This window comes from Nocardioides zeae (assembly GCF_010686755.1).
GTDB classification, from domain to species: Bacteria; Actinomycetota; Actinomycetes; order Propionibacteriales; family Nocardioidaceae; genus Nocardioides; species Nocardioides zeae.
Genome location: NZ_JAAGXA010000020.1, coordinates 37,511 through 50,320, shown reverse-complemented (window position 1 = coordinate 50,320; position 12,810 = coordinate 37,511). Strand labels below are relative to the sequence as shown.

The window sequence follows — 12,810 nt, the reverse complement described above, 5'->3', positions numbered from 1 at the left end:
CCGCCCGCACGGTGCCGGACAACATCGGGTTGCTCTACCACAAGCACCTGGCGATGTTCGGGCCGCGCGAGATGCTGCTGAGCTCGGAGGAGCCGGTGGTGCGCCAGTTCCTCAACGCCCAGCGCGTCGGTCCCATCGGGATGTCGGAGGAGAAGGACGCCGGCGAGCTCGCCGCCGAGGCCGGCCAGGAGCTCCCCCCGCTGCCCCCGATCCCGTTGCAGCTCGAGCCCTCCAACGGCATCCCGCGTCGCAGCCAGCGCCCGCCGGGCGCGTGGTGCCGCGAGCACGGCATCACCCCACCCCCCGGGTCGTTCCGCGACGGCTCGCTCGTGGGTGCGCGATGACCGCCACGACGAGCGAGCGCGCCACGGCGGCGGCCGAGCTGCGGATCCTCGCGATCTGCGGCTGGTGCGGCCCCGCGACCGTGGCCGTGGCGTTCGCCGGCTGGCTCGTCGCGGGCGTGCTGCCCTTCCCCCTGCGGGCCAGCAGCACGACGGCCGAGGTCGTGCGGTTCTACGCGGGCGGCGTGCACGTGCCGCTCGGCATCGCCCTCGCCTCCGTCGGCGTCAGCCTCGTCATCCCGCTCGTCGCGGCGATGAGCCACCTCGTCCGCCGCGTCGACGACCGTCCCCTCCTGGCCCAGGTGCAGCTCGTGGCCGGCGCCACGACGGCTGCTCTCCTCGTCGTGCCGATGCTGGTCATGGCCACGGCGGGCTTCCGCCCCGACCGGCCGGCGGACCTCACGGTCCTGCTCAACGACCTCGCGTGGCTCCTCTTCCTGACCCCCGTGGCCCCGTTCGTCATCCAGAACCTGGTGCTCGCCACGGCGGTGCTGACGCACCCGTCGTCGGTGTTCCCGCGGTGGGTGGGCTACCTCAACCTGTGGGTCGGCTTCACCTTCACCTTCGACGTGCTCGCCTACGCGTTCCACACCGGGCCGTTCGCCTGGCACGGGCTGCTCATCTTCTGGCTCGCACTGACGAGCTACGCCGTCTGGCTGGTCGTCATGGGCTGGCACGTCCGCCGGGCCGCAGTGACGCTGCTGCACGAGTCCGAGGAGGACCGATGACCACCCTGCTGCCCCCCGGACGACCCACCGCGAGGGAGCCGCGCCGTACCGCCGACAGCGTCGAGGGCGGCATGTGGGCGTTTCTGCTGCTCGACATGACGGTCTTCGCACTGTTCTTCGGCGCGTACGCCTGGGACCTGCGATCCCACCGACCCGCCTTCACGGCCGAGGCCGCGTCGCTGTCGTCCGTGGTGGGCGGTGTCAACACGCTGGTGCTGCTCGGCTCGTCGTACCTGGTCGTGCGCGCCGTCCACGCCCACCGGAGCGGGGACGTGGCGGGCACTCGCCGTGCCCTGACGGGCGTGCTCGCCTGCGCAGCGGTGTTCGTCGGGCTCAAGTGCGTGGAGTACGTGCACGCGATCGAGTCCGGGCACGGCCTCACGAGCTCACCGTTCTTCTCCTACTACTTCGTGCTCACCGGCCTCCACCTCTTCCACGTGGGCATCGGGTCGGTGCTGCTCCTCACGTGGCGCCGGTCCCTCGCACACGGGCGTCGCCCGGCGAGCGAACGCTGGGCCGAGAGCGCAGGCGCCTACTGGCACATGGTCGACCTGCTGTGGCTCGTCATCTTCACGCTCCTCTACGTCGGGAGCCACCGATGAGCACCGTCGTCGCGCCGCGCACCGACGAGCCCCGGCGCGCCCTGCGTGCACTCGGCGCGCTCGTCGCCCTCACCGTGGCGGGGCTCGCGCTCACCACCGACGCCGCCGTCGCCGCTGCCTCGGCCCGCGGCGTCGCCGTCGTCGGCATCGGTCTCGCGCTCGTCAAGGTGCGCATCGTGCTGACGGAGTTCGTCGGCCTGCGCGACCTGCCACGGGTGAGGCGTTGGTTCGACGCCTGGCTCGTGGTCGTGGGGGTCGCGCTCGTGGTGATGGTGGTGGCCTGAGGGCGGCCGGCTCGCCAGGCGAGGACGCCGTCACGCAGTCCCGAGCTCCAGGTCCGCCTCGCCGACGACGTGCCCGGCCGCACACCGCAGCTCGACCTCGACGGGCTCGCCGCACCCGACGTGCGTACGCCGCGGGGCGGTCCCCTCGGTGTGCGCCGCCCCCCACTGGACCAGCGCCACCACCACCGGCAGGAGGTCGCGACCGGCGTCGGTGAGCACGTAGGCCTGACGGGTGCGCTGACCCGGGTCCCGGTAGGGCTCCTTGGTCAGCACCCCGACCTCGACGAGCTCGCGCAGACGCTGCGCAGCGACGGCCTCGGAGACGCCGACCCGCTTCGCGAGGGCGTCGAACCGGGAGGTTCCGTAGAACACCTCACGCACCAGCAGCAGCGCGGTGCGGTTGCCGATCGCCCGGAGGGTCCGGTCCATCGGGCACCCGGTGCCGAGCGGGACGTCACCGCGTTCCGCCAACCTGCCTGCCAGGGAGATCGCCATGCCCCCAGCCTAGCTTGGCAGATCCATAGCCAGCCCGCTACGGTTCCTGGCTATGGTCACCCATAGTCAGCGACGCGCGCCGGTCGTGCTCGTCGGCGCGGCCTTCCTGGCCGGCGTCGACCTCTTCATCGTGAACGTCGCCTTCGACCAGATCGCCGCCGACTTCGCGTCGACCGACCTCCAGCAGCTGAGCTGGGTCCTCAACGCCTACGCGGTCGTCTTCGCCGCGCTCCTCGTCCCCATGGGACGGCTCGCCGACCGCTACGGGCAGAAGGCCTGGCTGGTCGGCGGCCTGACCACCTTCGTGGTCGCCAGCGTGGCCTGCGGGCTGGCGCCGGGCGTGTGGTGGCTCGTCGCCTTCCGCGCCCTGCAGGCGGTCGGAGCCGCCGCCATGACGCCGGCCAGCCTCGGCCTCCTGCTGGCCTCGGTCGAACCGGACCGCCGCGCAGCCGCGGCGCGGGGCTGGGCGCTGACCGGCGCGGTGGCCGCCGCGGTCGGCCCCGCCATCGGCGGCGGGCTCGTCCAGATCTCCTGGCAGTGGGCCTTCTGGATCAACCTGCCGGCCGGCGTCCTCCTGGTGGCCGGCACCATCCGCTACGTCCCCGACGTGCGCCACGGCCGCGGCACCCCGGTCCCCGACCTCCTCGGAGCCGTCCTCCTCGCCGCCGGGATCGGCGCGCTGGTGCTCGGTCTCGTGCAGGGCCCCGACTGGTCGTGGGGGTCCGGACGCACGATCGCCGCGTTCGCCGCGTCGGTGCTGGCGCTGGCGTTGTTCGCCCGGCGCAACCTGCGCCACCCCTCGCCGGTCATCGCCCCGGACCTGGTGTCCGTGTCCGGCTTCCGCTGGGCGAACGCCGCGATGCTCGTGTTCAACGGTGGGTTCGCCGCCTCGCTGCTCGCCAGCATCCTGTGGATGCAGCAGGTCTGGGGCTACGACGCCCTCCGCACGGGGCTCGCCGTCGCGATCGGCCCGCTCTTCGTCCCCCTGACGTCCACCCTCGCGCACCGCCTGGCGCCCCGGGCGCGGCCCGGACGGATGATCGCGCTGGGCAGCATCCTCTTCGGCGCCGCCGCGCTCTGGCAGGCGGCCGCGCTCGGCCCGGACCCTGCCTTCGCCACCGCGTTCCTGCCCGCGTGGGTGCTGGGCGGCATTGGCGTCGGCCTCGCCGTACCCAACCTGCTGGCCGCCGGCACCTCCTCCCTCCCGCCCGCGCAGGCGGCCACGGGCGGCGGCGTCGTGAGCATGGCGCGCCAGGTCGGCTTCGTGCTGGGGATCGCCGTGCTCGTCACCGTGCTCTCCGACACCGGCTCCCCCGCGGGCTTCACCGACGCGTGGCGCCTCGTCGCGGCCGCGATGGTGCTGGCCGCCGCAGCCGCCCTGCGCATGGACCACGTGACCGCCCGCCCGGCTGTCGCCCCCGCCACTGCCACCGCCTGACCCCCCCGAGGAGCACCGTGTCCACACCCCAGCCCACGTCCCAGCCCGCCCAGCCCGTCGCCGTCGTCACCGGAGCCAGCACCGGGATCGGTCGCGCCGCCGCCGCGGCCCTCGCCGACGCCGGTCACACCGTCATCGGCACCAGCCGCCGGAGCTCACAGGCCCGTCCCCTCGCCGGGGCCACGTTCCTCGACCTGGAGGTCGCCAGCGACGAGTCGGTCCGCGCGCTCGTCGACGCGGTGCTCGACCGCTTCGGGCGCATCGACGTGCTCGTCAACAACGCCGGCGTCGGCGCCATCGGCGCGGCCGAGGAGGCCTCGCCCGACGAGGTGCGGGACGTCTTCGACGTCAACGTGTTCGGCGTGATGCGGATGTCGAACGCCGTGCTCCCCTCGATGCGGTCCCGGGGCGCGGGTCGCATCGTCAACGTCTCCTCGGTGCTCGGCCTCGTCCCGGCACCGTTCATGGCGACGTACGCCGCGAGCAAGCACGCGGTGGAGGGATACACGGAGTCCCTCGACCACGAGGTCCGCGAGCACGGTGTGCGGGCGCTGCTGGTCGAGCCCGCCTACACCAGGACGCAGTTCGAGCAGAGCTCCTCGGCACCCGCTGCTCCGCTCGCGGCGTACGACGCGCGCCGCGCCACCGCAGCCGACGTCGTCTCCGCGGCGATGCGACGCGCCGACGAGCCGACCGTGGTCGCGCAGGCGATCGTGCGTGCCGCGACCGACACCGCGCCGCGGCTGCGCTACCCGGCCGGCCCGTCCGCCTCGCGCACCGCTCTCCTGCGCCGGTTCGTGCCGGCGGCCGGGTTCGACCGGTCGATCAGGAAGCTCAACCGGCTTCCCGTCTGATCCGTCTCGTCGCTCCGCCCGGCGCCGCTCAGCCCGCTCGCGGGCCTTCCGGGTCGGTGTCGGCCAGGTCGGTCTCGACGACCACCCGCTCCTTGCGCACGGGCACGGTGCGGGTCTCGTACTCCGTCGTGACGAAGCGCCGCAGGCGCGACCGGCCCACCTGCTCGGTCGGTCCGACCTGGACGGGTCCCCCCGAGGCGTACGGTCCGGGCGCCGCGTCACCTCCGAGCACGGGACGCTCGGCGGTGTCTCCCTGCCGTGGCTCGTCGCGGTGGCCACCGTGGCGCCTGCCGCGGTCAGCGCCGGGGTGCTCGCCGTCATGCGCGCCGTCGCGCTCGTCGTCACGGTGGTAGTGCTGCCACAGCCGCGCCTCCTCCACCTCGTGGAGGTGCCCCTCGTCGAGGTCGATCAAGGGAGCGCCCTCGACCTGGTCCTTCGTGAACGGGACGGTGAGCCGACCGTCCTCCAGGGTGGCGTCGGCGGTGAGGGCGACGACTGGCTGGTCCGTCGGAGCGGCAGCTCGCCGGATCGTGGACACCGCGCCCCAGGACCGGTGTTCGCCGAGCAGCCGACGGGGGGGGGTGGGAGCCTGTGCTGATGGATCCGCTCCCCTCCCAGTCTGAGTCCGAGTCCGCTCGCCTGGCCGCCACCGAGCGCTGGTTCGCGACGCACGGCCTCCCGTACTTCGTCGCGTCGGGACGGGCCCGGGCGCGCGGCGCGCTGCGGCCCACCCGCGTCGTACCCCGCCTGGCGCTCGTCGTCGTCGCCGCCGCGCTGGCGGGCGGCGCGCTGGCGTGGCTCGGCTCCGACAACGCCCTCGCGCCGGCGACCGTGCTCACCGCCGCGGGGGCGGCTGTGGCGACGTACGCCGTGGTCGCCCTCGGGGCGCGACCTGTGGTGACCTGGGCCGTGGGACGGACGTTCGGGAGCCTGCGCCAGCTGCTGCCGACCGTGACCCGCGCCCTGCCGCTGCTGCTCGTGTTCGTCACGTTCCTCTTCATCAACGCCGAGGTGTGGCAGATGGCGGCGAGCCTGCCCACCGGCTTCCTGTGGCTGACGGTGCTGCTCTTCGGGGCCATGGCAGTCGCCTTCCTGCTCGTCCGCCTGCCCGAGGAGGTCGACCGCGTCGACGACCACGTCGACGAAGCGCTGCTCGTCCAGGCGTGCCGAGGCACGCCGCTCGAGGCCGACGCACAGCGGCTCGTGGACGACGACGGGCCGCCGCCCACGTGTCACGCGGAGCTGACGAGGTTCGAGCGCTGGAACCTGCTGCTCGTGCTCCTGGTCGTCCAGGGCGTGCAGGTGCTCGTCGTCGCCGCGACCGTCTTCGCCTTCTTCGTGCTGTTCGGCGTGCTGACCATGCGCCCGGAGGTCGCCGAGGCCTGGACGGCCGACTCCGTGACCACCGTGCCCGGACTGCCCGGACTGAGCGCGGAGCTGCTCGCCGTGTCGGTGTTCCTCGCCGCGTTCTCCGGGCTCTACTTCACCGTCGTCGCCGTCACCGACGACACCTTCCGCGGCCAGTTCTTCTCCGGGGTGCTCGGCGAGCTCGAGCGGGCCATCGGCGTGCGGGCGGTCTACGTCGAGCTGGTCGATCGGCGCGAGGCGGAGCGGGCCGGCGCGCTGGACCCGGCGCTGGACCCGACGCAGCCGGGGACCTCAACCGCGGGCCGCGCGATCGACCCGGACGAGCGGGGGTAGGCCACCAGGGACTCGAACCCTGAACCAGCGGACTGGTTTCCGGGCGCTCATCGCGGACCGCGCTCGGGTCATCAGACGTCATCCCAGTGCATGTAATCGCAGGTCAGCGACTCTTACTCTCCTCACTGCGGCTCATCACGCATCACCTTCGGTCATCCTCAAAACGTCGTGAAAACGTTGGATCGCAGCCCAAAACGTTGGATAAACGTTGGCCAGATCCACTGCTGCGGGTCGTGATCGCGGGTCCTGGTGAACAAGCGCGGCGAGTTCGACGAGGTGGGCCACTGCGAACCGCCTACGCACCGAACCACAGAGACATACATCCCTTCGGATTGCGACGACTCCGCCGTAGCCGCCCGTTCCGGGGGACCGCCAGCAGGAACAGCAACCAACCGACCCGGCTCACCGCGAAACTGGTGGCGGCGACGACCGGGCTCCCGCTCGTCGCCCACTTCGCCCCCGGTGTCGCCGTCGCCGTCGCTGTCGAGCGCGGTACGCCCGCTGACCGACACGCTCAGGCCGCCGAGGTGCGGGACGCGAGGCGGACTCAGGCGAGCACTGGGCGGCGACGTGCCTGGAGCACGTCCTCATCATCACTGGCCCGAACCGCACGCGCATGAGCAAGTGGGGGCAGCACCCCGCACCTCTGGTGCCCGGTGTGCCTGGTCCAGTACGCCGAGAGCGGGCCGGACGGCGGAGGTGGCCAGCGGCTGACGCCTCAACTGTCAGTCCGCCGTGCTACCAAGGTCCTCCACATTTCTGAAGGGGGACCTTGGTGCCGTCGTTTTCCGAGCGGATTGGTCTTGTGCAGCCCCGGGTGTGCGGGTGTGCGGGCGTGCGGGCGTGCGGGTGTGCGGGCGTGCGGGTCGGTCAGTAGGGCTGGTAGACGCCGACGCGGTCGAGGACCGCGCCCCACCGCGCCTCGAGGGCGGCAGGCACGTCCTCCTGCCTCGCGGTCACGGCGAACTCGTCGAGGAGCTCGTCGGTCACCAGGGCCGTCATGTCGTCCCAGCGACCCTCGCGCGACATCTGCCGCAGGCGGTCGGCGCGCTCGCCCTCGCCGTACAGGTCGAGGACCCAGCGGTACGCCGGGGTCGAGGCGTAGAAGGCGATCTGCTTGCGCACGGCGTGGCGCGCGACGTCGACCTCCTCGTCCGTCGTGCCCGTCGCGACGAGGACCGGGCACGTGAGCTCGAACCCGCCGGAGCGCCGGCGGTCGCCGACGGCGGGGGCCACGCGCTCCTCGTAGGTCCGGGGCGAGGTGAGCGGGTGCAGCACGAGGCCGTCGGCGACCTCCGTGGCCATGGCGACCATCGCCGGCCCGACCGCCGCGAGGTGCACGGGCGGTGCGCCGACGCCCGACGGACCGGGGTCGAACATCGGGGTCATCAGGGTGTGCCGGTAGTGGCTGCCGACGTGCTCGAGCGGGACCCCCTCGTTCCAGCACGCCCAGATCGCGCGCAGGGCGGCGACGTAGTCGGCCATCCGTTGCACGGGCTCCGACCACGTCTCGCTGAACCGCCGCTCGACGTGGGCGCGCACCTGGGTGCCGAGCCCCAGCACGAAGCCCCCGCCCGTGACCCGGGCGAGCTCGTGGGCCAGTCCCGCGGTCACCATCGGGTTGCGGGCGAAGGCGACCGCCACGGAGGTGCGGAGCTGCAGGCCCGGAGCGGCCAGGGCCGCCACGGCGAGCGGGGAGAACGGCTCGCGCGGCGCCTCGAGCGCCCACAGCCCGTCATAGCCCTGCTCCACGGCGGTCCGCGCCACCGAGGCAGCGGTGCCCAGCTCCAGGCCGAAGCCCGGGTAGAGGTCGATCTTCACCGGGGGTCTCCTCCGTCGTCAGGTGTCGTCGGGCGGGGCGGGAGCACGACGCGCGCGGTGCCGCGGACGACGTCGCGACCGTCCTCGGCGCACAACCACACCGCGCAGGTGGCGATGCGGTCGCCGTCCGCCGGATCCGCCACGTCCTCGATGACGCCGCCCGCCACGAGCACCTCGCCGGCGAAGGCGTTGCTGGTGAACCGGACGTCGAGGCTGCGCACGAGCCCGGCGTCACCGGTCCAGCGCGCCAGCATCTCCCACAGGTAGCCCACGTTGAGCGGACCCTGGTTGATGACGCGGTCGCCGAGGCCGAGGCCCCGGACCACCGCGGGGTCGAGGTGGATCGGGTTCGGGTCGCGCAGCAGGAGCGCCGTCGGCTTCATCGCCTCGGCCCGGACGGTCACGGCCAGGTCGGGGAGGTCGTCGCCCACCGCCTCGGCGGTGACGGCAGGGGCGGCGGGGGGCCTCACGCCGCCGCCTCCGGCCGCGGGACGATCATCGAGGCGTGGCACCGCACCGCGACGACCTCGGTCGCCGTCCCGTCGGGGCCCGCGGACTGCTCGACGATCTCGGTGACGTACTCGACCACGTCGAACACCGGCACCCGTCGCCCCGTGCGCCGGGTGGCGCCGAGCACCTCGCACCGCACCACGTACTCCCGCTCGTGCTCCAGCGGCCGGACCTGCTCGATGCGGCACTCGCCGAACATGACGCCGTCGTCGGTGCCGGCGCCCAGCATCCGGAAGAGGCCGTCGAGGCCCTCCCCCATGCCCCGGAACGACCCGACGACGGTCCACGCACCGTGCGGTCGCTCGCCCGACGTGGGTGCGCCGAGCGCGTCGCGCAGCAGCCAGTCCTCGAACGCCTGGATCCGCAACGCCCCGTCCCGCATCCGGGCCGGGCCGACGGACCCCGCGGTGCTCACGCGTCTCCCGTGGTCGCGACCGCGGACGCGGGGAGGCGCGCGGCCCCGGGGAACTGCCCGGGCTCCCGGCCCGCTCCCGGCGGGCCGGCGAACGCCTGCGCCACCGTCATCCACTCCGCGGCGACGTCGCCCTCGGTCTCGAGCGCGGTGTCGGCCACGTGGCGCCGCTGGGTCACGACCAGGCAGAAGTCCTCGGCCGGGCCCCGCACCACCTGGACCGCCGTCGGGTCGCCCCACGACCACCGGGCGCCGTCGGGTGCCTCGAGGTCGACGCGCACCGGCACGTCCGGGACGGCCAGCCCCCGCGTGCGGTAGCTGTTGGGGAAGGCCAGCACCCCGATCCGGGCGACGTGCCGCAGCCGGTCGGTGGGCTCGCGACGGGCCCCCAGGGCGTCGACCACGTCCTGACCGTGCGCCCAGGTCTCCATGATGCGGGCGGTCAGCTTGGACGCCAGGCTCATGGACGGGCCGAACCACGGGACCCGGGTGCTCGGGTCCGCGGCCGCCGCGGCGACGAGCAGCCCCTCGGACTCGCGCTCCCACCAGTCGAGCACCTCGGTGCCCGACAGGTGGGCGTGCTGCGGGCCCACCCCGTCGACGTACCTCTGCAGGTCACCCATCTCCTCGTCGCGGAAGCGGACGAACGCCGGGGGATCGGCGATGCACGTGCGGGTCACGCCGTCGAAGAACGCGAGGTGGGCCATCTCGTCGTGCACCGACCACCCCGCCGCGGGCGTCGGCAGGGACCACACGTGCGCGGGCTGCTCGCGCAGCAGGGCGAGCAGCGCGTCGCGCTCGGCGCGGAGGTCCTCGACCAGGCCGGCGACGACCGCCGCCGGCGTGCTCATCGCCCCTGCCAGCGGGGACGGCGCTTCTCCGCGAAGGCGCGCGGCCCCTCCTGCGCGTCCTCGCTCAGGTAGACGGGAGCCCAGATCTCCTCGGCCACCTCGAACGCGGGCGTGCGCCCGTGCTCCGCGACCGCGTAGACCATGCGCTTGGCCGCCCGCACCGACAGCGGTGCGTTCGCGACGATCGTGGCCACGAGGGCGCTGGTGGCCGCGCGCAGCTCGGCCGCGGGGACCACGCGGTTGACGAGGCCGATCTCGTGGGCGCGCCGGGCGTCCACCCGGTCGCCGGTGAGGAGGATCTCCATCGCGGCGCGCGGCGGCACCAGCCAGGGCAGCGGGGCCGCCCACGGCGATCCCCGCCCCACCTTGGCCTCCGAGACCGCGAACGTCGCGGTGTCCGCCGCGACGACGAGGTCGGCCGACTGGGCGAGGAGGAAGCCGCCGCCGAACGCGCCCCCGTTCACGGCGGCGATGACCGGCTTGGTGACCTCCACGGTGCGACCCGGCTGCGGCACGAAGTCCGGCGGCGGGATCGTGAGACGCGTGCTCGCCATCTCCTTGAGGTCCCCGCCCGCGCAGAACGCCTTGTCGCCGGCTCCGGTGAGCACGACCACCTGCACGGCGTCGTCGGCCTCCGCCCGCAGCAGCAGCTCCTTGAGGCCCGTCCGCACCGCCAGGTTGAGCGCGTTGCGCGCCTCGGGCCGGTTGATCGTGATCCAGGCGGCGCCGTCGACGACCTCGTAGAGGACCGCCTCGGTGTCGGTGTCGGCTTCCGTGCCGGTGGCGCTCATGCCTCGTCCTCCTCGGTCTCCTCCAGCACGATGAGGACGGTGCCCGTGTCGACGGCGCCCCCCGTGCTGACCGGCACGCTCGCGACGACCGCGTCGGCGGCCGCCTTGATCGCGTGCTCCATCTTCATGGCCTCGAGCACCAGCACGGTCTGTCCCGCGACGACCCGGTCGCCGGGGGCGACGTTGACCCGCACGACGGTGCCCGGCATGGGTGCCAGGAGCGAACCGGCCTCGAGGGCACCCGCCTTGTCGACGAACCGCGGGACCACCGTGAGGTCGAGCGTGCCGTCCGCCCAGGACACGTACGCCGCTCCCTGCGCCCGCACGACGTCGAACCGGCGTCGTACTCCGTCGACCACCAGGTCGACACCGTCGGGGTCCACCCGGTGCAGCACCACGTCGAGCGCCGTCCCGTCGACCTCGAAGCGGGGACGCCGCCCGAGGTCGTAGCCGACGTCGAACCGGCGGTCGCCGACGGCGTACGCGCGGTGCTGGAGCTGCGAGCGGACGTTGCGGAAGCCGGACGCGACGTGCCGTACGACGCGGCTGCCGTCCCGCTCGAGGGCCTGGTCCGCGAGGGCGACGGCGAGGACCGCCGCGCCCTCCACCGCCGGCGTCGGGGTGGGCGCCAGGTCGCGCGGGTCGAGCCGGTCGAGGAAGTGCGTGTCGATGCGGCCGGCCACGAACTCCTCGTGCTCGAGGATCCCGACGAGCAGCGTGCGGTTGGTCGTGACGCCCAGGACCCGGGCCCCCCGGAGGGCACGGACGAGCCGGGCGGACGCCTCCTCGCGGGTGCGCCCGTAGCCGATCACCTTCGCGAGCATCGGGTCGTAGTTGGTGCTCACCACGTCGCCCGACTCGACGCCGCCGTCCACCCGCAGCCCCGGCACCTCGGGGATCTCGAAGCGGTGGAGCGTGCCCGCGGCCGGCAGGAACCCGTTGAGCGCGTCCTCCGCGTAGAGGCGCGCCTCGATGGCGTGCCCCGTGATCGTGGGGGCGAAGGCCTCCGGGGGCAGCGGGAGACCGGCGGCCACGTCGATCTGCAGCCGCACGAGGTCGAGACCCGTGACGAGCTCGGTCACCGGGTGCTCGACCTGCAGGCGCGTGTTGACCTCCAGGAAGTAGAAGTCCCCGCCCGGTGCCAGCAGGAACTCGACGGTCCCCGCTCCGACGTACCCCAGCGCGCGACCGGCCTCGACGGCCGCCGCGCCCATGCGCTCGCGCAGCTCCGGAGTCACGACCGGCGAGGGCGACTCCTCGATGATCTTCTGGTGGCGCCGCTGGATCGAGCACTCCCGCTCGTTGAGGTGCACGATCGCTCCGTGCGTGTCGCCGAAGATCTGGATCTCGACGTGGCGCGGCTCGTCGACATAGTGCTCGAGGAACACGGTGTCGTTGCCGAACGCGGACCCCGCCTCGCGCCGGGCCGAGGCGATGGCCTCCAGGAGCTCGGACTCGGCGCGCACGACCCGCATGCCGCGGCCGCCGCCACCGAACGACGCCTTGACCAGGACCGGCCAGCCGATCGCCTCGGCGACCGCGAGCACCTCGTCGTCCGGCACGCCGGTCAGGTCGCGGCCCGGCAGCACGGGCACGCCCGCCGCCTCCATCATGTCGCGGGCGGTCAGCTTCGAGCCCATCGCCTCGATGGCCTCGACGCCCGGACCGATGAACGTGATGCCCGCCTTCTCGCAGCGGCGCGCGAAGTCGGCGTTCTCCGAGAGGAAGCCGTAGCCGGGGTGCACGGCGTCGGCGCCCACCCGCTCCGCCGCCTCGAGGACGGCGTCGGCGCGGAGGTAGGACTCGGCGGGGGTGGCGCCCCCCAGGGGCACCGCCTCGTCGGCCTCCAGCACGAACGGCGCCTGCGCGTCCGCGTCCGAGTAGACGGCGACCGTCGCGATGCCCATCTCGCGGCAGGTGCGGAAGACGCGTCGTGCGATCTCCCCGCGGTTGGCGACCAGGACCTTGGTGATCATCTCTTC

General features: G+C 73.7%; 14 protein-coding genes and 1 pseudogene. 7 read left to right on the top strand and 8 right to left on the bottom strand.

Translation table 11 applies throughout. From position 1 onward, the window contains the following. The 4 genes and pseudogenes from G3T38_RS19610 to G3T38_RS19595 all read left to right on the top strand — a co-directional run. Positions 1-344, top strand: a pseudogene (locus G3T38_RS19610) (ABC transporter ATP-binding protein); the annotation flags it as partial. Further along, complete coding sequence (locus G3T38_RS19605; protein WP_163774356.1) at positions 341-1,069, top strand: hypothetical protein; 729 nt, start codon at positions 341-343, stop codon at positions 1,067-1,069. The pseudogene G3T38_RS19610 and the gene G3T38_RS19605, both read left to right, overlap by 4 nt. After that, entirely contained in the window at positions 1,066-1,671 is a 606-nt protein-coding gene (locus G3T38_RS19600; RefSeq protein ID WP_163774354.1) for a cytochrome c oxidase subunit 3, read from the top strand. Before G3T38_RS19605 ends, G3T38_RS19600 begins: the two co-directional genes overlap by 4 nt. Next, positions 1,668-1,955 carry a hypothetical protein gene (locus tag G3T38_RS19595; RefSeq protein ID WP_163774352.1) on the top strand — a complete coding sequence of 96 codons (288 nt, stop codon included), beginning with the start codon at positions 1,668-1,670 and terminating at the stop codon, positions 1,953-1,955. Before G3T38_RS19600 ends, G3T38_RS19595 begins: the two co-directional genes overlap by 4 nt. A gap of 30 nt (positions 1,956-1,985) precedes the next feature. Here the strand turns inward: G3T38_RS19595 and G3T38_RS19590 are convergent, their stop codons facing one another. After that, on the bottom strand, positions 1,986-2,450 hold the full coding sequence (locus G3T38_RS19590) for a winged helix-turn-helix transcriptional regulator (protein ID WP_163774351.1): 465 nt from the start codon (positions 2,448-2,450) through the stop codon (positions 1,986-1,988). A gap of 52 nt (positions 2,451-2,502) precedes the next feature. Here G3T38_RS19590 and G3T38_RS19585 point away from each other — a divergent pair, with 52 nt between their 5' ends. After that, positions 2,503-3,888: an MFS transporter gene (locus G3T38_RS19585; RefSeq protein WP_163774349.1), complete on the top strand. Its 1,386-nt coding sequence runs from the start codon at positions 2,503-2,505 to the stop codon at positions 3,886-3,888. A 17-nt stretch (positions 3,889-3,905) separates the two neighbouring features. Next, positions 3,906-4,742: an oxidoreductase gene (locus tag G3T38_RS19580; protein WP_163774347.1), complete on the top strand. Its 837-nt coding sequence runs from the start codon at positions 3,906-3,908 to the stop codon at positions 4,740-4,742. Positions 4,743-4,770: 28 nt separating this feature from the next. Here the strand turns inward: G3T38_RS19580 and G3T38_RS19575 are convergent, their stop codons facing one another. Beyond that, positions 4,771-5,280, bottom strand: a complete 510-nt coding sequence (locus G3T38_RS19575; RefSeq protein ID WP_163774345.1) for a DUF2382 domain-containing protein — start codon at positions 5,278-5,280, stop codon at positions 4,771-4,773. A 59-nt stretch (positions 5,281-5,339) separates the two neighbouring features. Here G3T38_RS19575 and G3T38_RS19570 point away from each other — a divergent pair, with 59 nt between their 5' ends. Next, positions 5,340-6,443, top strand: coding sequence for a hypothetical protein (locus G3T38_RS19570; protein WP_194247594.1), 1,104 nt, complete (start codon positions 5,340-5,342; stop codon positions 6,441-6,443). An 870-nt stretch (positions 6,444-7,313) separates the two neighbouring features. Here G3T38_RS19570 and G3T38_RS19565 read toward each other — a convergent pair. The 6 genes from G3T38_RS19565 to G3T38_RS19540 are packed head-to-tail and all read right to left on the bottom strand — an operon-like array spanning position 7,314 to position 12,804. Next, positions 7,314-8,264, bottom strand: a complete 951-nt coding sequence (locus G3T38_RS19565) for a TIGR03617 family F420-dependent LLM class oxidoreductase (RefSeq protein ID WP_163774343.1) — start codon at positions 8,262-8,264, stop codon at positions 7,314-7,316. Continuing rightward, positions 8,261-8,734, bottom strand: a complete 474-nt coding sequence (locus G3T38_RS19560) for a MaoC family dehydratase (protein WP_163774341.1) — start codon at positions 8,732-8,734, stop codon at positions 8,261-8,263. The genes G3T38_RS19565 and G3T38_RS19560 overlap by 4 nt, the downstream gene beginning before the upstream one ends. Then, positions 8,731-9,189 (bottom strand): hypothetical protein, encoded by a 459-nt coding sequence (locus tag G3T38_RS19555; protein ID WP_163774339.1) that lies wholly within the window; start codon positions 9,187-9,189, stop codon positions 8,731-8,733. The genes G3T38_RS19560 and G3T38_RS19555 overlap by 4 nt, the downstream gene beginning before the upstream one ends. Beyond that, positions 9,186-10,037, bottom strand: a complete 852-nt coding sequence (locus G3T38_RS19550; RefSeq protein ID WP_163774337.1) for a TIGR03084 family metal-binding protein — start codon at positions 10,035-10,037, stop codon at positions 9,186-9,188. Before G3T38_RS19550 ends, G3T38_RS19555 begins: the two co-directional genes overlap by 4 nt. After that, a complete protein-coding gene (locus G3T38_RS19545) occupies positions 10,034-10,828 on the bottom strand; it encodes an enoyl-CoA hydratase/isomerase family protein (RefSeq protein ID WP_163774333.1) in 795 nt (264 codons plus the stop codon). Before G3T38_RS19545 ends, G3T38_RS19550 begins: the two co-directional genes overlap by 4 nt. Beyond that, positions 10,825-12,804, bottom strand: a complete 1,980-nt coding sequence (locus G3T38_RS19540; protein ID WP_163774331.1) for an acetyl/propionyl/methylcrotonyl-CoA carboxylase subunit alpha — start codon at positions 12,802-12,804, stop codon at positions 10,825-10,827. Before G3T38_RS19540 ends, G3T38_RS19545 begins: the two co-directional genes overlap by 4 nt. Positions 12,805-12,810 lie beyond the last annotated feature (6 nt).

What these genes read in the sequence shown, in the direction of transcription:
- G3T38_RS19605 (WP_163774356.1), top strand. Translation starts at nt 341, where the DNA reads ATGACCGCCACGACGAGCGAGCGCGCCACGGCGGCGGCCGAGCTGCGG.
- G3T38_RS19600 (WP_163774354.1), top strand. Translation starts at nt 1,066, where the DNA reads ATGACCACCCTGCTGCCCCCCGGACGACCCACCGCGAGGGAGCCGCGC.
- G3T38_RS19595 (WP_163774352.1), top strand. Translation starts at nt 1,668, where the DNA reads ATGAGCACCGTCGTCGCGCCGCGCACCGACGAGCCCCGGCGCGCCCTG.
- G3T38_RS19590 (WP_163774351.1), bottom strand. Translation starts at nt 2,450, where the DNA reads ATGGCGATCTCCCTGGCAGGCAGGTTGGCGGAACGCGGTGACGTCCCG.
- G3T38_RS19585 (WP_163774349.1), top strand. Translation starts at nt 2,503, where the DNA reads ATGGTCACCCATAGTCAGCGACGCGCGCCGGTCGTGCTCGTCGGCGCG.
- G3T38_RS19570 (WP_194247594.1), top strand. Translation starts at nt 5,340, where the DNA reads ATGGATCCGCTCCCCTCCCAGTCTGAGTCCGAGTCCGCTCGCCTGGCC.
- G3T38_RS19550 (WP_163774337.1), bottom strand. Translation starts at nt 10,037, where the DNA reads ATGAGCACGCCGGCGGCGGTCGTCGCCGGCCTGGTCGAGGACCTCCGC.
- G3T38_RS19545 (WP_163774333.1), bottom strand. Translation starts at nt 10,828, where the DNA reads ATGAGCGCCACCGGCACGGAAGCCGACACCGACACCGAGGCGGTCCTC.
- G3T38_RS19540 (WP_163774331.1), bottom strand. Translation starts at nt 12,804, where the DNA reads ATGATCACCAAGGTCCTGGTCGCCAACCGCGGGGAGATCGCACGACGC.